A 17,471-nucleotide genomic window follows, 5' to 3' on the forward strand; every position below is an offset into this window, starting at 1 on the left:
TCCGGTGCCGCGCGCCGTCTCTCTTAGCCCAATTGCTCACCAAAAGCGCTCGCGGCAACGCATGTCACGGCCGCCGACACGTTCAATATGCTTGCTTTTCGCCCCTGCGCTCATGGTAGAACGCGACCTCAACTTCACCCGGTGCCGCCCGCCATCAACCTGACGGTGCCCGATCGCCCCTTCCCTCGCAGGGTCCCCTCCGAGCCATTCTCGCCGAGCCCTGCGCGAAACCGGCTGATCACGCCAAGAACGGGACCTAAGGATCACTATGCCCGAAGTTATTTTTACCGGTCCCGCAGGCCGTATTGAAGGCCGTTATCATCCGGCCAAGCAGAAGAACGCGCCGATCGCCATGGTGCTGCATCCGCATCCGCAATTCGCGGGCACGATGAACCACCAGATCGTTTACCAGTGCTATTACGCCTTCGTGCATCGCGGTTTCTCCGTGCTGCGATTCAACTTTCGCGGCGTCGGCCGCAGCCAGGGCTCGTTCGACCACGGCACCGGCGAGTTGTCGGATGCAGCCGCCGCGCTCGACTGGGCGCAGACCATCAATCCCGAAGCACGCGCCTGCTGGGTTGCCGGCTTTTCGTTCGGCGCCTGGATCGGCATGCAGCTCCTGATGCGCCGTCCCGAGGTCGAAGGCTTCATCTCAATCGCGCCCCCAGCCAATCTCTATGACTTTTCGTTCCTCGCACCCTGCCCGTCCTCGGGCCTGATCGTGCACGGCGAGAAGGACGCGGTCGTGCCGCCGAAGGACGTCAACACGCTGGTCGAGAAGCTGAAGACCCAGAAGGGTATTGTGATCGATCAGCACATCATTCCCGGCGCGAACCACTTCTTCGACAACAAGCTTGAGCCGCTGATGGAATCCGTGACCGGCTATCTCGACATGCGCCTCGCCAACGTACGCTGAGAGGCGTCAATCGGCCTCGCGACGGTCGCTTCATATCTGCCAACAAAAAAGCCCTCGGCCAGATCTGGCCGAGGGCTTTTCAGTTTCAGTTTTAGGTCCTGATCGGGATCAGAACGAGCGCAAGATCTGGACCGAGCCGTTGTAGAGATTCTGATCCTTGATCTGGTAAGTCTGATTTGGCTTGCCGGTCACCGTAGCCGTATAAGTGCCATCGAGATTTTGATCGAGGCGGCTATAGGTGAACTCAGCCGACAGAGTCAGGTTCTTGACGGGGGTCCAGGCAGTTCGCGTACCGACCTGAGCTATCCCGAAATCGAAGTTGTTGGTCGTGCCAGTAATACTGCCGGCAGTAGAGCCCGGATTGGACGAACTGCTCGTTCCCAGGCGGCCACCGGCCGGGCTGAATGCCGCGGCGAGCATCGCGTTGCCGGCATCGCCATAGGAGATATGGCTATAGTTGCCGAACACCGAGGTGCGCCATGCCGTGTTCCAGTAGTGCTCATAGAAGGCACTGACTTCCCAGGCATCGCTCTGCTGGATCGAGCTTCCCGGCGAATACACACCGTCGAGCACGTAGCCGAAGCCAACCGTGTTGCCATCGAATTTGGCAAAACGACCGCCGCCGGACGTTTCGAGCGAACCGCCGGTGAAGGCGTAACGCGCAGCGCCCTTGGCATAGGACGCTTCGATCTTCAGACTGTCGTTTGCACCGGTCGGCAGGACTTTGAATTCCACCGCGCCGCTGACGGCAAAGCCGTAGACATCGTCAGGATGTCCGAAGGATTCGTTAGTCCCGTAGAAGCCGGCCGTCGACGTATGCATGGCCGCGGCGAAATGTAGCGAGCCCCACTTCTGATCGAGCCGGAGATTACCGACGACATCAGGAATATGGTTGCCGCCCGTGGCGTTGCCAAAGAACGTGTTCGAATTGTTGCCGTAGAAGGCACCGGTGAACGACCCTGCGCCCGGCGCGACGATGAAGGTCGCGGTGTTGTAGAGGCCGGCATTGCGATAGGGCGATGCATTCTCGAGCGCGATGGTGCCCGAGAAGCCGTTGCCGAATTCGGCTGTGTAAGCGATCTGCGGAATGCCGGTCGTATTGCTCGAGCCCGCGAGGAAGCCCGACGAAATCCAGGGCTTGGTGAGAGCCCATTGCGGATCGAAGTTCGAGACAGCTTTACCGAAGGTGAAACCTGCAAACTGAATGAATGCAAAGTCCACTTCCGTGAAACCGCCAGCGATGCTGTCGCGGTTCTGCGTGAAATCGAGCTGCATGTTCGCATAGGTACGAACTACACCGTATTCCGTCGCCGTGCGCGTGTCGGTCGTGATGTTGATACGTTCGCGGGTAAGGTAATAGTCCTTGGTCCAGAGATTGTTGCCGCCAGCACCGCCCTGCCAGAACGGCGCGTCGTACGGGCCACCGTTAAAGGTGGTATCGAGGCGGATCGCGCCGCCGATCTTGATGCAAGTGTCGGTGCCCGGAATGTAGTAGAATCCGGCACCGTAGATCGAGCAGATCTTCACATATTCGACAGCCTTGGCCTTCACCGGAAGGTCCGCCGCCTGGGCAGTGCTCGCTGCCAGCAACGCTGCTGCGGAACCAAGTATCATTTGCTTCATCGTGGTGGTCATATCGCCTCCGTACCGATCGTATCGGCACGCGCGATTGCCCCAAGCGTGCCATTCATGAGGCAGAGTTGTGGAAGATCATGTTGCGAAACAATGCGCGCGGTCGATTGTCGCAGCATCATTTTCCGGCTGTGTGCTTTCGGCAACATAATCGGCAAGCCGCGGCATTTCCGTACCGAACTTATCACGAGATTTAATGATGCCATCACGCATCCGTGTCCGCGGCAGCTTGCCGACTACCACAGGCATCGACGCCGTTATTCGCGATCAACCTGATTCGTTGAGTGAGTCGAATCGCCTTAGCTATGACGAACTTCGCACTAGCTCGCGAGGTAGTCCGCTCTCACACCGCCCGTCATCGGCTCCGGCACACCAGTCGTTGCCGGATAGCTCAACGGCAAGCCCGCAAGCGAGCGCGCCGCCAGGAACGCGAAGGCCTGCGCTTCCATCGCATCGGCCGACCAGCCCAGGTCATTCGCACTCTCGACGCTAGCGGCCGGCAATCGCTCCCGCAGCATGCGCAGCATCGTCGGATTGCGTGCGCCGCCGCCGGCGATTATCCAGCTGTGCGGCGGCTTCGGTAACAGCGGCGCAATGCTGGCGATGGTCGCCGCGGTGAACGCCGTCAGTGTCGCTGCACCATCAGCCGGAGTCGCATCGCTCAGTTGTAATGCAGCGAAGTGATTGCGATCAAGCGACTTCGGCGGCGCTGCCGCAAAGAACGGATTCTGCAATCCCTTCGCGATCCATGCATCATCGACGCAGCCCTGCGCCGCCAGTGCGCCATCCGCATCGAACGGCTGCCCCGTTGCGCGCAACACGAAATCATCAAGCAGCGCATTGCCCGGACCGGTGTCGCAGGCAATCAACGCGATATCGCCATCAATGTAAGTCACATTGGACACTCCGCCGATATTGACCACGGCCATGGGCCCGTCGCGATACAGTCCCTGCGCCAAGGCACGGTGATAGACCGGCACCAGCGGCGCTCCCTGCCCGCCCGCAGCCACGTCAGCCGCGCGCAGGTCGTGGATCACCGGCAGGCCGAGCATCCCGGCAAGACTCGCCCCGTCGCCAATCTGCACGGTAAGTCGATCGGCGGGACGATGCAGCACGGTCTGTCCGTGAAAGCCGACGATGTCGATGCTGTCACGTGCGATGCCATGATCAGTCAGAAACGCCTCGACGGCCTCGGCATGGGCCGATGTCACCACCCGCTCCGCCTCGGCCAGACTGCCCGGCCTAATATCGCGCCGGCTCAGTTGCACGGCCTCGGCCAGCGCCTGGCGCAACACGGCACGCTCAGCCTCGCTATATGGCCGATACCCCGACGGGCCGAACGAGCCGACCCGTTCGCCATCAGTCTCGATCAGGGCGACATCGACCCCATCCAGCGAGGTTCCGCTCATTAGTCCGATCGCGGTCAGCATATCAGGCACGCGGCAAAGCCCTCATTTTCGGGTCAAAACTTGTGTCGAAGCGCCCAATCTTATAATGCCACAGGCACTTTGGGCCGGCCAGTACGCCTTCCACCTTGCCGCCAATCCATTGAGACAGCGTAAAATTATCCCAACCGAGCCGTAAACCGATGACCACCTACAAGTCCGATTTTCTCAACGTCCTGCAGAGCCGCGGCCTGATTCATCAGGTCTCCGACGCCGAGGCGCTGGATGCCGCCTGCTGCAAGGGACCGGTCACGGCTTATGTGGGCTATGACGCCACGGCGACCAGTCTGCATATCGGCAATCTGATCTCGGTGACCATGCTGTACTGGTTTCAGCAGACTGGCCATCGCCCGATCACGCTGATGGGTGGCGGCACCTCGATGGTCGGCGATCCCTCGTTCCGCGACGACCAGCGGCAGCTGCTGACGGTCGAGAAGATCGCGGAGAACATCGAAGGCATCAAGAAGATCTTCGGCAAGATGCTGACCTATGGCAACGGCCCGACCGACGCCATGATGGTCAACAATGCCGATTGGCTGCTGAAGCTGAACTATGTCGAATTCCTGCGCGACGTCGGCCGCCACTTCTCGGTCAACCGCATGCTGTCCTTCGACAGCGTGAAGCTGCGCCTCGACCGCGATCAGTCGCTGTCCTTTCTCGAATTCAACTACATGATCATGCAGGGCTACGACTTCGTCGAGCTCAACCGCCGCTACGGCACACTGCTGCAGATGGGCGGCTCCGACCAGTGGGGCAACATCATCAACGGCGTCGATCTCAGCCATCGCATGGGCGGTCCGCAGCTCTATGCGCTGACCACACCGCTGCTGACGAAGTCGTCCGGCGAGAAGATGGGCAAGTCGGCCTCCGGCGCCGTCTGGCTCAATGGCGATCTCTTCAGCCCCTATGACTTCTGGCAGTACTTCCGCAACACTGAAGACGCCGATGTCGGCCGTTTCCTCAAGGTCTTCACGCGCCTGCCGCTCGACGAAATCGCCAAGCTCGCGGCCTTGGGCGGTTCGGAGATCAACGAGGCGAAGAAGATCCTCGCCACCGAAGCGACGGCAGTGGTGCACGGCCGCGATGCAGCAAATGCCGCTGCCGAGACGGCACGCAAGACCTTCGAGGAAGGTGCGCTCGCCGACAGCTTGCCGACCGTCAATATTCCGCAAGGTGAACTTGAAGCAGGCGTCGGTGTCCTCGCGGCCTTCGTCAATGCCGGTTTCGTCGCGTCGAACGGCGAAGCGCGGCGGCAGATCAAGGGCGGCGGCTTGCGCGTCAACGATGTTGCCGTGACCGACGAGAAAATGATGCTAACCCCTGCGCTGCTGACGGAAGGCGTCATCAAGCTCTCGCTCGGGAAAAAGCGGCACATCCTGCTCAGGCCTGCATAGCCACATTCGTCTAGCGCACTTGTTCATGCACTGCGAAACGCGCTCCATGGCGTGGCTGTCGCAAACGCCGTGAAGAAGAAGCCAGATGGATTTGAAGACGTCCCAACGCACCGGACTGACTGTTCTCGGTGTCTGTTTCACACTGTCCGTGCTGGGACGCGGCCTGCAGGAAAGCTTCACTGTCTTTCTGCTCCCGATCTCGCAATCCTTCGGCTGGGACCGCGCCGAGGTCGTCTCGATCTATTCGCTCATCGCGCTCTGCGTCGGCCTTGCGGGACCGTTAGTCGGACGGCTGTTCGACCGCTCCGGTCCGCGCACCGTGTTCCTGGCCGGCATCGCCCTGCTTGGCGGTTCACTGCTCGCGGCAGCCTATGCGGAGAAGCTCTGGCAATTTCAGCTCGCGCTCGGTCTCTGTCTGGGTTTCGCAATAGCCTGTATAGGCAACGTGCCGAACTCCCTGCTGCTCGGACGCTGGTTCGGCAAGCGGCTGCCGACCGCCATGTCCGTCGTGTATTCAGCAACCGGCGCCGGCGTGTTGTTGATGCTACCTATCGCCCAGTTGCTGATCGATCACGTCGAATGGCGCGGCGCCTATCGCATCTTCGGCTTTGGCGTCCTGGCGCTCCTGTTGCCCTTGCTGTTTCTGCCGTGGCGCAGGTTCGGCGCGGGCTCACCGCATCTCGAGAAGCCGCAGACAAGCGAGACGCTCATCGACGAGGGCTGGACCCTGATTAGCGCCATGCGCCATCACGCATTCTGGGCTTTGTTCGGGACCTTCTTCTTCACCGCCATCGGCATGTATGCAATCTCGCCGCAGGTCGTCGCCTATCTGATCGATGTCGGTTTCCCACCGCTGCAGGCGGCGACCGCCTGGGGCTTCAGCGGAGTGGTGCTGTTGTTCGGTATGCTCGGCGTCAGTTGGCTCGACGGCGTGATCGGTCGACGGCCGTCCATTCTGTTCAGCTACAGCCTGTCGCTCCTCGGTATCGTCATGCTCTGGCTGCTGCAATGGTATCCGAACTATGCGCTGCTCACTGGCTTCGTCGTCTGCTTCGGCAGCATGATCGGCTCGCGCGGTCCGCTGCTGACAGCGACCGCGATGAAGATCTTCCGCGGCAAGCGGGTCGGCACGATCTATGGGACGATCACCTTCGGCAGCGGGCTTGGATCGGCACTTGGATCATGGACCGGTGGCCTGCTGCATGACTGGACCCAGAGCTACAACTCGCTGCTCGCCTTTGCCTTGATCAGCGTCGTGATCGGCATGATCCCGTTTCTCGTCGTCCCAGCATTGCGCCAATAGTGCTCAAACCTCTCGGCGCAATAGTTCGCACAGCGAACGATCTATCTGAGTTTGTCAGCTTTCACGATTGGTAAGCGACTCGCTGGTATCTTTTTGCCAGTTGTGTTCCGATCAGAGGTCGACATGAGTTTGCTCAGCCGTTTCACCATCCGCACCAAGCTCACCAGTATGGTGTTGGTGTCTGCCGCGTCCATCTGCGCCGTCATCGCAGTGGCCGCTTTGCTAAGCCAAAAGCGCATGCAGCAAGACCGTATGGAGCAGCTTCACACGGCGACCGACCTGATGCTCGGCATGGCCGAAAGCCTGCAGGAGGAAGTAGCGGCCGGGAAACTCAGTCTCGCCGACGCCCAGATGCAGTTTCGTATGCGCGCGCGCAACATGACGTTCGGCAACAAGCAGGGTTATCTCGTAGCCTACCGCCCCGACGGCGTCATCCTCGTCAATGCCGGCAATCCCAAACTCGAAGACAAGAACACGGGCGCCAAAGACTCCAACGGCGTCCTGATCTCGAAAGCGATCATCGACGCCGGCAAGCAGAGCGCGACCGGCGGCATGACCTATTATCTCTATCCACGACCAGGCCAAACCGAGCCCGCCGCCAAAATGGTCTATGCGCGCCACTTCGCGCCGTGGGACGCCACGCTCAGCTCCGGCCTCTATGTCGACGATCTCGATGCCGACGTGAACGCTTTGCTGGTCCGGCTCGGCTCGCTCGGCGCCGGTGTGCTCGGCGTCATGGCGCTGCTGTCCTTTCTGATCGCCAGCGATATCCTCGGTGCACTGCGCCGACTCCAGAGGCGCATGCATGAAATCGCCAATGGTTCGCTGGACGAGAACGTCGGCGAAACCGATCGCGGCGACGAAATCGGCCGCATGGCCGAGACGCTGGAGATGCTGCGCCAAACCTCGCTCACCGCACGTACGCTGGAAGCCGAACAGGCCAAGCTGAAGCAGATGAGCGAAGCCGAGAAGCGCGATGCGCTGATTGCCCTCGCCGATCGTTTCGACTCCTCGGTCGGCCAGTTGGTCGGCCTGATGGCATCCGGTTCCACCGAACTCGAAGCCACCGCGCAGTCGATGAGCGGCACCGCCGCCCGCACCAATGACCAGGCCGGCATCGTCAACACTGCCGCCTTGCAAGCCAGCACCCGCGTGCAGACGGTCGCCGCCGCCGCCGAGGAACTGTCATCGTCTATCGCCGAGATCGCGCGTCAGATGGCGCAGTCGGCCAAGATCACCACCCACGCCGTCGATAGCGCCCGCCGCACCGACACCATCGTTCGCGCCCTCGCTGACGGCGCGCAGCAGATCGAGCATGTCGTAGAGCTGATCTCGACGATTGCCGGCCAGACCAACTTGCTGGCGCTAAATGCCACGATCGAAGCCGCCCGCGCCGGTGATGCAGGCCGCGGCTTCGCCGTCGTGGCGACCGAAGTGAAGAGCCTTGCCGGTCAGACCGCCGACGCCACCAAGGAAATCAGCACCCGCATCGCGCAGATCCAGAGTGCGACCAAGGAAGCTGTCGACGCGATCCAGGGCATCACCGCCACCATCGAGGAAGTCAGCGCCATCGCCACCACGATCGGCTCCGCCATTGAGGAGCAAGGTGCCGCGACCGCGGAGATCGCCCGCAACGTGACGCAGACGGCGCAGGCTACGCAGGACGTCACTACCAATATTGGCGGCGTCAGCGCTGCCGCGCATGAGACCGGCGACGCTGCCGGCATGGTGCTCAACGCCGCTTCCGGCCTATCGAAGCAGGCCGAGCAATTGTCTGGCGAAGTCACGACGTTCCTCGCCGGCGTGCGGGCTGCCTAAGCATGACGAACTAAACCCCATTGAATGAAAGGCGCAGTCAGCAATGACTGCGCCTTTTTCATTTCAGGACCTGACGAAGCGGCACATGCTGAAAGGGATGCATTGCAACCCGTGATTTACCATTGGTAAGCAGATTGACGGTATCATTGTCTGGCCACTCTCACGCCGAGGTCCAGATGAGTCTGCTCAGTAACTTCACGATCCGCACCAAGCTCGTCAGCATGGTCGCGGTCTCTGCCATTGCGGTCTGCGCCGTCATCGCGGTCGCCGCTTCGCTTAGTCAGAAGCGGATGATGGAGGATCGGATTTTGCAGCTCCGCACCGCCGTCGATCTTGTCACTGGCCTCGCGCAATCGCTCCAGGACGAAGTTGAAGCGGGCAAGATGAAGTTGCCCGAAGCCGAAGATCAGCTTCGCCTGCGCAGCCGGCGCATGTTGTTCGACAAGGGACAGGGCTACGTGCTCGCCTATCGCGCCGACTCCACCGTGATGGTCCACGGCACGCTGCCGAAGCTCGAAGGCACCATCACCAACGGCAAGGATTCCAATGGCGTCCTGATCGCCTCCGCCGTCATCGCCGCCGCCAACAGCAAGCCTGAAGGTGCGACCGCGACCTATCTGTATCCACGTCCTGGACAGGATGAGCCCCGACCGAAAGTCGTGTTCGCCCGTAAATTCGCGCCGTGGAACGTCGTCATTAGCATTGGCGTCTATGTGGACGACCTCGATGCCGACATGAACGCCCTGCTGATGCGGCTCGGCTCTATTGGTGCCGGCGTGCTCGCACTTATGGCGCTGTTGTCCTGGCTGATTTCCAGCGACATTCTGGGCGCACTGCGCCGGTTGCAGTCACGCATGCATGACATCGCCAATGGCGCGCTCGACGCCAAGGTTGAGGAGACTGATCGCGGCGACGAAATCGGCCGCATGGCGGAAACGCTAGAGATGCTGCGCCAGACATCGCTGACGGCGCGCTCCCTCGAGGCCGAGCAGACCAAAATGAAAAGCCTCAGCGAAGCCGAAAAGCGCGATGCGCTGATCGCTCTCGCCAATCGCTTCGACGCATCCGTCGGCCAGCTGGTCGGACTGATGGCGTCGGGTTCGACCGAGCTCGAAGCCACCGCGCAATCCATGACGGGCACGGCCGATCGGACCAACCAGCAGGCCACGATGGTCAGCTCGGCTGCGACCGAAGCCAGCACGCGCGTGCAGACGGTCGCATCTGCCGCCGAGGAGCTATCCTCGTCGATCACCGAGATCGCACGTCAGATGGCCCAGTCCGCCAAGATCACGTCGCACGCGGTGGATAGTGCACGCCGCACCGATACCATCGTGCGGGCGCTGGCGGATGGCGCACAGCAGATCGAACATGTCGTCGAGCTGATCCAAACCATCGCTGCCCAGACCAACCTCCTCGCTCTGAACGCCACCATCGAAGCTGCGCGCGCTGGCGATGCCGGCCGCGGCTTCGCGGTGGTCGCCACCGAAGTGAAGAGCCTCGCCGGGCAGACCGCCGATGCCACCAAGGAGATCAGCACGCGCATCGCGCAAATCCAGAGCGCGACCAAGGAAGCCGTCGATGCCATCCAGGGCATCACGGCCACCATCGAGGAAGTCAGCGCCATCGCCACGACGATCGGCTCGGCCATTGAGGAGCAAGGCGCGGCGACTGCCGAAATTGCTCGCAACGTGACGCAGACAGCGCAGGCGACCCAGAACGTCACCACCAATATCGGCGGTGTCAGCTCGGCAGCGCACGAGACCGGCAACGCTGCGGGCATGGTGCTGAGTGCGGCAACCGGCCTGTCGAAACAGGCCGAGCAACTGTCCGGCGAAGTCAAAACCTTCCTCGCCGGCGTTCGCGCCGCCTGACGCAGATATCCCTCAAGCACGAAGGGCGCGGTCAGCAATGACTGCGCCCTTCGCTATTTTAGGAGTAACTGCCGATCAACGCGCGGTGAAGCCGCCGTCCACCGGCAGCGCAACGCCCGTGATAAAGGAGGCATCGTCCGAACCGAGCCACAGCGCGGCATGCGCCACATCCTCGGCCTTGCAGAGACGGCCCATGGGCACCGCCGCCAAAAGCTTGGCCTCGTTGGCCGCAGCTTCCGCTGCGACGCCCGAGCGGCCGGTGAAACCGAGCTTCATCGGCGTATCCGCAAGACCCGGGCAGATCACGTTGACGCGGACTTGATCGGAAGCGAATGCCTGTGCCAGCGACTTGGTGAGGCCGACCACAGCGAACTTAGCAGCCGAATAGATCGGGCTCATCATGGAGCCGACAATGCCCGACACCGACGAGGTGAAGATCACCGAGCCGCCGCCACGCTTGCGCATGTGCTTGATCACTTCGCCGGCCGCCAGCGTCGCCGAGGTGACGTTGAGCGCCATCGCAAATTCATAGGCCGTGAGGTCGAGATTCTCGACGCCGGCCGGACCCGGCGTGCCGGCATGAGCCCAGAGGATATCGATACCGCCAAGCGCGGCAGCCGCGTCGTTGATTGAACTCTTCATCTGTTCGGTTTTCGACAGATCGGCCTGGATGGTGGTGAGCTCATAACCCAGCTTCTTCATGTCGGATTTGAGCTGCGCGAGCGCGTCCGCATTTACGTCAATGGCGGCGACCTTGGCGCCTTCCTTGAGGAACAGTTCGACGCCGGCGCGTCCCATGCCCGATGCAGCAGCGGTGACGGCGGCGAGTTTATTGGCGAGACGCATTCTGTTGTCCTTGTGGTGTTTTAAAATTGCAGTTCAGACAATGAAAAACGCGCAGTGCGGGGTCACCGACATCTACGCGTTCTCGTCGTTCGTTGTTGCGCCGTTACTTGATCAGCGGGCAGCCGCCGTCCTTGAGCGGACGGAATGCGGTATCGGCCGGGATCGTCGCCAAAACATTGTAATAATCGTACGGCTTCTTCGACTCAGCGGGCTTCTTGACCTGGAGCAGATACATATCGTGCAGCACGCGGCCGTCTTCACGCAGCGTGGTCTTGCCGAACAGCGGATCGTCGAACGTACCCATCTCGCGGATCGCCTTCACGACCGCCGCGCCATCCTTCGGCGAGCCAACCTTGGCGACCGCCTTCAGATAGGTGAGCGACGCCGAATAGGCGCCGGCCTGATTCATGCTGGGATAGCGGCCGTTGTTACGCTTGGCGAACCGCTCGCCAAAGCTACGGGTCTGCTCATTCAGATCCCAGTAGAAGCCCTCAGTGAGCTGCAGGCCCTGCGCCGTGTTGAGACCGAGAGAGTGGATATCCGAAATGAACATCAGCATGCCGGCGAGCTTCTGGCCCGCCTGCACGATACCGAATTCAGACGCCTGCTTGATCGCCTTGATGGTATCGCCGCCGGCATTCGCCAGTGCGATGACCTCGGCCTTGGAGGCCTGCGCCTGCAGCAGATAGGACGCGAAATCGTTCGAATCGGTCGGGTGCTTGATGCTGCCGAGCACCTTGCCACCATTGGCATTGATGACGGCTGTAGCATCACGCTCTAGCGAAGCGCCCAGCGCGAAGTCGACAGTCAGGAAGAACCAGCTTTTGCCGCCGGCCTTGGTCATTGCATCGGCGGTGCCGTGCGCCAGCGCCCAGGTATCGTAGGTCCAGTGCACCGAGTTCGGGGTGCAAGCCTTGCCGGTCAGGTCCGAGGTGCCCGACGCCGTGAACAGTGCGACCTTGTTGAGCTCGGCCGTCAGCGGCGCGACGGCCAGCGACGTAGCGCTGGTCGGAATGTCCACGAGAACATCGACCCCTTCGGTCTCGTACCACTTGCGAGCAATGTTACGCGCGATGTCCGGCTTGTTCTGCGGATCGCCCTGGATCACTTCGACTTTGAACTTGTCCGCGCCCGGGAGCTTGTTGAAGTCCTCGACAGCCATCTTGGTGGCATCGAACGAGCCCATGCCGCCAATATCCGAGAAGATGCCGGACATATCGGCGAGAACGCCAAGCTTCACCGGCGTCTGTGCCGACGCCATCTGCGCGGACAGCAATCCGAGCGACAGCGCCACGGCTGACACGGCAACAGTATTGCGAATGGTCATCTATTCCTCCCCTGACAAATTCCGTGATTCACCCTGGCAAGGCGCCAGCCCGGCAATCGCGTGAATAATTCTTGTTTATGAATTTATAAGACCTATACGTGAATTGTAAGTCAAGACCACCGCCGCCGATCTGGATGGCTTCAAGGACGTTTCAGCGATACAGGGGCCAACCAGAACGCGCAGAATCGCAAGCGTGTCGCGACGCGTGACGTGCCAACAAGGAAGAATGAGATTTCCAATGCTGGTCAGACAAGCTGCCAACGTCCTTGAATTGATGGAGTATTTCGCCCGGCGCAAACGCCCCGCAACGCTCGCCGAAATTTCGGACGACCTCGGCTGGCCGCGCTCTAGCACGTTCAATCTCGTCGGCACCATCGCCGACAAGGGCTGGCTCTATGAGCCCCGTGCGCGCAACGGCTACTATCCCAGCCCACGCTGGCTAATGCTTGCCCGCGCTGTCGCAGATGCCGAGCCGCTCCCGGACGCGGCCCATGCGCTGGTGACCGAAATCGCCGACCAGACCGGCGAAACGACCGGCGTCGCCGCCCTCGCCGGAACGTCAGCAATCTTCCTGGATGTCGTCGAGTCCACGCATTCGGTGCGCTACTTCGCGCAGATAGGCGACCGCGTTCCGGTCCATGCGAGTTCGGTGGGCCGCGCCATTCTCGAGCAGCATTCGCCCGAGGAACGCAAGGCGATCTATCGCAAGATCAAGTTCGAAGCCTTCTCCCACACGACACCGACAACGGCAGAGGCGATCGAGGACGAACTCAGAGAGGCGGCCGAGCGCGGCTATCAGCAAAGTTCATCGGAATATATCGCCGACCTCGCGGGCGTCGCCGTGCCCTTGCCGGTGCAACATCGCCGGTTGTCGCTCGTGGTTGCCGGTCCGACGTCGCGCTGCCTGACACGGCGTCCCGAAACGGCAGCCATCATCCAGAAGCTGATACAGAGATTCGCATCCGAACTCGCGTCAAGCTAAGCCCCGCACAATGCGGCGAGCGCTGCGCTTGAGCCACAGACGTCGTTAGTTGCTGTTGTTGTTCTGGTTCGGGAATTCGACCGAATTGTTCTGCTTGCCGGTGCCGAATTCGAAGATCTTGCGGAACACGCCCGGTGCCATGGCGGAGATCGGATTGACGCGCAGCACCGGCGCTCCGGGCGTACCGACGACTTCGTAAGTGACGCCGATCAGGCCTTCATTGCTGCCGCCGCCGAGAAACAGTCCGACGATCGGAATCTGGCCGAACATGTTGTTCAGTCCATACATCGGCACAAAGGTGCCGCTCATCCGAACCTGGTTGAGCGGGTAATCGATGCTGCCTTCGATGGTCGCGCCGACGGTCGGGCCTTTGACGACGCCATCCCGAATGGTGAGCTGGCCGTTCTGCCGCGTGAACTCGGCACGCAACCGCGAGAACGCGACGCTGCTCTGCGCCGCGTTCTGCCCGCCTCCGGCAACACTGGCCAGCTGCGCCTCACCCTTGACGTTGAAGTCGCGGATATTGATCAGTCCTTCCTTGGCGCGGGTGTCCGATGAGGGCGGATCCATTGCCAATGCGAGCTGGCCCCCCGACATCTTGGAATAGGTGTCGGTCGCGCGCAGGAAGGCGCCGGCATCATTGGTCTCGATATAGATGACGTCACGGCCGGCCCCCTGGGAGCGCCCGCGCATGTCGCCCGTCAGCGGTGTGTCGCGTCCGAGCTTTCCGCTCAGGGAGAATTTCTGGATCGTGCCGTTGCGCCGCGAAATCTTGGCATCGACGCTGCGAACCGCCTCGCCGTAGTAACCGGCAACGGCGCCGAGCTTCACGTCAATATCGAAGTCGACCGATTTGGTTTTGCTCTTGGGATCCCCATCCTTGCCTGAAATCGCCGATTTCAGGAAGCCGCGGCCGTCGAACACGTCGCCACGCATCGTGACTTTCAATACGCCATCCGGACCACGGTCTGCCTTCAACGACGTCTTGTCGCCTTCGGACGGCGAATAAGTCGGGAAGTTCACACCGACGAGGTCACCGTTCTGATCGACTTCGACGGATCCCTTGATCGAAGCCCCACCGCCATCGACGACAATATCTTCCAGACGGGTTGTGTCGCCCTTCTTCACGACGTTGAAGACAGCACGAGCGCTCTTGCCGGGCAGCTTCATCCAGCCCGGCAGGATATTGTCGAGCTTCAACGGCGTCAGATCGGCGTCGACCCCGAGCTTGCTGTCACGGTCCCCGGAGCCAATCTTGCCGACAACCTTGATCGGGAGATTGCCGACCACCGCCGGTCCGAGGTCCACACCGAGCCGCGCGCGACTTGCATCGTCGAGCGTCGCGTTGAGACGCACATCGGCATCGCCATCGGTCGGCTTGCGATAGTCGAGCGATGCCGCCTGCCCGTTGATCTTGACGTCACCCTTAACTTGATAGCCCTGATTGTTCGCTGTGACCTTCAGCGAATTGGCTTCGAGCTTCTGATTCATCACCAGCTTGTCGGCGGAAAATGCCGTCAGATCCGCGGTGATGTTGTAGGTCGTATCGGCCTTGGTCAGTTCGTGCTGGATCGGCATGCCCATGGCGACCTGAGCGGTCACATTGCCCTTGGTGGTCGCCGGGTCGAGCATGTTGCCGGTGACTTCGCTCAGGCGGTTGGAGTTGAGGACATCGGCCACGGCCGCCACCGGTCCCTCCAGTTTGAAACGCACGCGAGCTGGCGATGGCTTCGGCGCCATGTCCGGAACTTCGAACACGATATCGCTGAGATTGAGTTTGCGTCCGCCCGCCGTCTCGGAGTTTGCCTGACCGATGGTCACGGTCGCGGTCCGTCCCGTGACGCGCGCGCGCAGATCGCCGTCGCGGATCACCGGCATGCCATCCACCGGACGTAGCGCCACGCCATTGGCGAGGATCTTCACCGACAGCCCCTCATCGGGGATTGGCGGCCCGCGCCGTGTTAGGTTCTTGGTTGGCGAATTGACCCCGATCTCGATGCTCTGAAGCTGCCCGCCCTCGATGCGCTCGGTGACCCATTCGCGCACTTCCGGCACGATCAGGATCGGCCACATACGCTTGAGCGCCGAGGCGGACATCGGCGTTCCCGCAAAGCCGAGGGTCATGCGCGGCTCGCCCGCGTAGTCAATACTGCCTGTGCCGGCAACCCCGATCTCGCCGTTGCTGATATTCGCCCGCGTCAACAAAACCCGGCGGTTGTCGGAATCGAAACGCAAGCCGATGTCGATGCTGTTGAAGATCAGCGGCGCTTCACCCGGACCTCCACCCAATACGATGGTGCCGCCGCTGATCCCTGCCTGCCACGAGTCGGTCGCGCCATTGGGTGGCTCGACATGGGCAAGCGAAGTGACGCGGTTCTCACCGGACACGAACTTGAACGGCGCCAGCAGCACACGGCGGCCGGCATCCCACTCGACGCTCAGCTCCGCCTGATCGATCGGCATCGGATAATCCGGCGTGTCATTATCGATGATGTTGCCGGCGCCTGCAGTGAGCTTGCCGCGGAAATAGGTCGGGAGGCCGTCGCGCCCGATTTCGCCCCTCAACTCACCGGTCAGCGGCAGATCGGCGCTGTAAGTGAGATCCTTCATGCGCAGCGCGAGCAGGATATTCCGGGTCGAGACCTTGTCGGCCCGCAGACTGACCGCACGCACGCCATTGGTTGGCGCGCCGACCGTGACGCCGAGTGTCCACGGGGCCTTGCCGCCTTCGCCCACTGTCATCATGACGCCGCCACCGCTCGGTCGGCGCAGGGTCAGGCTGATATTGTTGAAGTCCCACGTATTGCCGCGTTGCTGGTCATCAACCACCAGCTTGCCATTCTTCAGACCGATCTCGTTGAGGTTCTGTCCGTCGAGGCCCGACAGGGTCAGGCTGTCGAGCCAATCGAGACCCGCAAGCAAGCCGGTGGAGGCCTCGCGCTTGTCAGCAGGGGGCTGCGGAATCTGGACCACTGGCGGCTGCGGCTGCCGCGGGAAGGTCAGTTCCGGTTGTCTGCCCGGACCGAGCCACGACCCTGGAGTGCGCGGCGATGCGACACCCGTCGCAATCGGGCGAGCATTCTCGCCGGTCGACACCGTCACCTGCCCATCCGGCGTAATGCGCACAGCCAGCACGACATCGACCAAGTTGAGGCTTTCGGCGCGCAAGCGGCCCATCATCATGGCAGCAGCAGAGAGACGGACTTCGGCCTTCGGAGCACTGGCCACGACGGCGTGATCACGATCGCGGACGACGATGTCGCGGATACGCACAGCCATCCGGACCCGCCCGGCGCGTTCGATCTGCGTGCCGCCAACTTCGACCGTATTACCCTGCCCGATATTGTCCTGGATCGCCTCGACCAGCCACGGTGTGGCCATGTCGAAATTGATCGGGCCTGCGCCCAGCCGGACCCACAAGGCGCCAAAGCAAACACCAAAAATAATCAGAAGGATGCCGAGAACAGCCGCGATCCGCTTGACCCATCGACCGCCGAACAGCCAATCGCGAACCGCAACGAGTCGATCGCCGAAACGGTGCCAGCCACTATCTTTCTTGGACAGCAAGCGGCGTGCACGGTGATGCCCGGCCTCGTCATGCTGATGATCCCAATCGGCATCATCCCATTGCAAGGACTCGTCATCGGCGCGCGATCGATACGCTTGTGGCGGCTTATTTCTGGCCATTGCCTCTCGGTGCTGGCGCTGACTATGAGAATGATCGTCACCGGCCCTTCGCGCATCGACAACCGACGAGCGCTCTTCTGCCGGCATCGCTGCCAATCCTCGGTTTGAATTATAACTCGTCGTGCGGTCGTTGCGGCGCCCCTATGGCGCACGGAACGTGTGTTGCGTCGAATCCTTTGTAACCATACTCCGAGACCAGCATATTTGGGCCAGCGCATTTGCACCGCAACGTGCCGCCACCCGATCGCCG

Annotated in this window: 13 protein-coding genes; 7 read left to right on the plus strand and 6 right to left on the minus strand. The window is 61.6% G+C overall.

The window, feature by feature from the left end:
• The first annotated feature begins 268 nt into the window (after positions 1-268).
• Complete coding sequence (locus tag SFY93_RS19495) at positions 269-916, plus strand: alpha/beta hydrolase (RefSeq protein ID WP_068736626.1); 648 nt, start codon at positions 269-271, stop codon at positions 914-916.
• 108 nt (positions 917-1,024) lie between these two features.
• Here the strand turns inward: SFY93_RS19495 and SFY93_RS19500 are convergent, their stop codons facing one another.
• From SFY93_RS19500 to SFY93_RS19510, 3 genes are all read right to left on the minus strand, one after another.
• The gene (locus SFY93_RS19500) at positions 1,025-2,551 is read right to left on the minus strand and encodes a porin (protein WP_320444252.1); all 1,527 of its coding nucleotides are present in this window, start codon (positions 2,549-2,551) and stop codon (positions 1,025-1,027) included.
• 75 nt (positions 2,552-2,626) lie between these two features.
• Positions 2,627-2,797 (minus strand): hypothetical protein, encoded by a 171-nt coding sequence (locus SFY93_RS19505; protein WP_320444253.1) that lies wholly within the window; start codon positions 2,795-2,797, stop codon positions 2,627-2,629.
• Positions 2,798-2,868: 71 nt separating this feature from the next.
• Complete coding sequence (locus SFY93_RS19510) at positions 2,869-3,978, minus strand: anhydro-N-acetylmuramic acid kinase (RefSeq protein WP_320447805.1); 1,110 nt, start codon at positions 3,976-3,978, stop codon at positions 2,869-2,871.
• A 158-nt stretch (positions 3,979-4,136) separates the two neighbouring features.
• Between SFY93_RS19510 and tyrS the strand changes: the two genes are divergently transcribed.
• From tyrS to SFY93_RS19530, 4 genes are all read left to right on the plus strand, one after another.
• Positions 4,137-5,387, plus strand: coding sequence for a tyrosine--tRNA ligase (gene tyrS / locus SFY93_RS19515; RefSeq protein ID WP_320444254.1), 1,251 nt, complete (start codon positions 4,137-4,139; stop codon positions 5,385-5,387).
• An 85-nt stretch (positions 5,388-5,472) separates the two neighbouring features.
• Positions 5,473-6,690, plus strand: coding sequence for an MFS transporter (locus tag SFY93_RS19520; RefSeq protein WP_320444255.1), 1,218 nt, complete (start codon positions 5,473-5,475; stop codon positions 6,688-6,690).
• Between the two features lie 123 nt (positions 6,691-6,813).
• A complete protein-coding gene (locus SFY93_RS19525; RefSeq protein WP_320444256.1) occupies positions 6,814-8,508 on the plus strand; it encodes a methyl-accepting chemotaxis protein in 1,695 nt (564 codons plus the stop codon).
• Between the two features lie 176 nt (positions 8,509-8,684).
• On the plus strand, positions 8,685-10,379 hold the full coding sequence (locus tag SFY93_RS19530) for a methyl-accepting chemotaxis protein (RefSeq protein ID WP_231080590.1): 1,695 nt from the start codon (positions 8,685-8,687) through the stop codon (positions 10,377-10,379).
• Between the two features lie 75 nt (positions 10,380-10,454).
• Here SFY93_RS19530 and SFY93_RS19535 read toward each other — a convergent pair whose 3' ends face one another.
• Together SFY93_RS19535 and SFY93_RS19540 are read right to left on the minus strand one after the other, a co-directional pair.
• Complete coding sequence (locus tag SFY93_RS19535; protein WP_120289404.1) at positions 10,455-11,225, minus strand: SDR family NAD(P)-dependent oxidoreductase; 771 nt, start codon at positions 11,223-11,225, stop codon at positions 10,455-10,457.
• Positions 11,226-11,328: 103 nt separating this feature from the next.
• Positions 11,329-12,552, minus strand: a complete 1,224-nt coding sequence (locus SFY93_RS19540; RefSeq protein ID WP_320444257.1) for an ABC transporter substrate-binding protein — start codon at positions 12,550-12,552, stop codon at positions 11,329-11,331.
• A gap of 238 nt (positions 12,553-12,790) precedes the next feature.
• Between SFY93_RS19540 and SFY93_RS19545 the strand changes: the two genes are divergently transcribed.
• Entirely contained in the window at positions 12,791-13,534 is a 744-nt protein-coding gene (locus tag SFY93_RS19545) for an IclR family transcriptional regulator (protein ID WP_175368901.1), read from the plus strand.
• A 45-nt stretch (positions 13,535-13,579) separates the two neighbouring features.
• Here SFY93_RS19545 and SFY93_RS19550 read toward each other — a convergent pair whose 3' ends face one another.
• Positions 13,580-16,813, minus strand: a complete 3,234-nt coding sequence (locus tag SFY93_RS19550; RefSeq protein ID WP_320444258.1) for a YhdP family protein — start codon at positions 16,811-16,813, stop codon at positions 13,580-13,582.
• On the opposite strand from SFY93_RS19550, the gene SFY93_RS19555 reads away from it, so the two are divergent.
• Positions 16,769-17,329, plus strand: a complete 561-nt coding sequence (locus SFY93_RS19555) for a hypothetical protein (RefSeq protein WP_320444259.1) — start codon at positions 16,769-16,771, stop codon at positions 17,327-17,329. The genes SFY93_RS19550 and SFY93_RS19555 overlap by 45 nt on opposite strands.
• Positions 17,330-17,471: the final 142 nt, after the last annotated feature.

This window comes from Tardiphaga sp. 42S5 (genome assembly GCF_034044155.1).
GTDB classification, from domain to species: domain Bacteria; phylum Pseudomonadota; class Alphaproteobacteria; order Rhizobiales; family Xanthobacteraceae; genus Tardiphaga; species Tardiphaga robiniae.

Bases quoted from the DNA above. Each gene is read 5' to 3' on its own strand.
- tyrS (WP_320444254.1), top strand. From the start codon at position 4,137: ATGACCACCTACAAGTCCGATTTTCTCAACGTCCTGCAGAGCCGCGGC.
- SFY93_RS19505 (WP_320444253.1), bottom strand. From the start codon at position 2,797: ATGCCTGTGGTAGTCGGCAAGCTGCCGCGGACACGGATGCGTGATGGC.
- SFY93_RS19550 (WP_320444258.1), bottom strand. From the start codon at position 16,813: ATGGCTGTGCGTATCCGCGACATCGTCGTCCGCGATCGTGATCACGCC.
- SFY93_RS19500 (WP_320444252.1), bottom strand. From the start codon at position 2,551: ATGACCACCACGATGAAGCAAATGATACTTGGTTCCGCAGCAGCGTTG.
- SFY93_RS19535 (WP_120289404.1), bottom strand. From the start codon at position 11,225: ATGCGTCTCGCCAATAAACTCGCCGCCGTCACCGCTGCTGCATCGGGC.
- SFY93_RS19525 (WP_320444256.1), top strand. From the start codon at position 6,814: ATGAGTTTGCTCAGCCGTTTCACCATCCGCACCAAGCTCACCAGTATG.
- SFY93_RS19530 (WP_231080590.1), top strand. From the start codon at position 8,685: ATGAGTCTGCTCAGTAACTTCACGATCCGCACCAAGCTCGTCAGCATG.
- SFY93_RS19520 (WP_320444255.1), top strand. From the start codon at position 5,473: ATGGATTTGAAGACGTCCCAACGCACCGGACTGACTGTTCTCGGTGTC.
- SFY93_RS19545 (WP_175368901.1), top strand. From the start codon at position 12,791: ATGCTGGTCAGACAAGCTGCCAACGTCCTTGAATTGATGGAGTATTTC.
- SFY93_RS19510 (WP_320447805.1), bottom strand. From the start codon at position 3,978: ATGCTGACCGCGATCGGACTAATGAGCGGAACCTCGCTGGATGGGGTC.
- SFY93_RS19540 (WP_320444257.1), bottom strand. From the start codon at position 12,552: ATGACCATTCGCAATACTGTTGCCGTGTCAGCCGTGGCGCTGTCGCTC.
- SFY93_RS19495 (WP_068736626.1), top strand. From the start codon at position 269: ATGCCCGAAGTTATTTTTACCGGTCCCGCAGGCCGTATTGAAGGCCGT.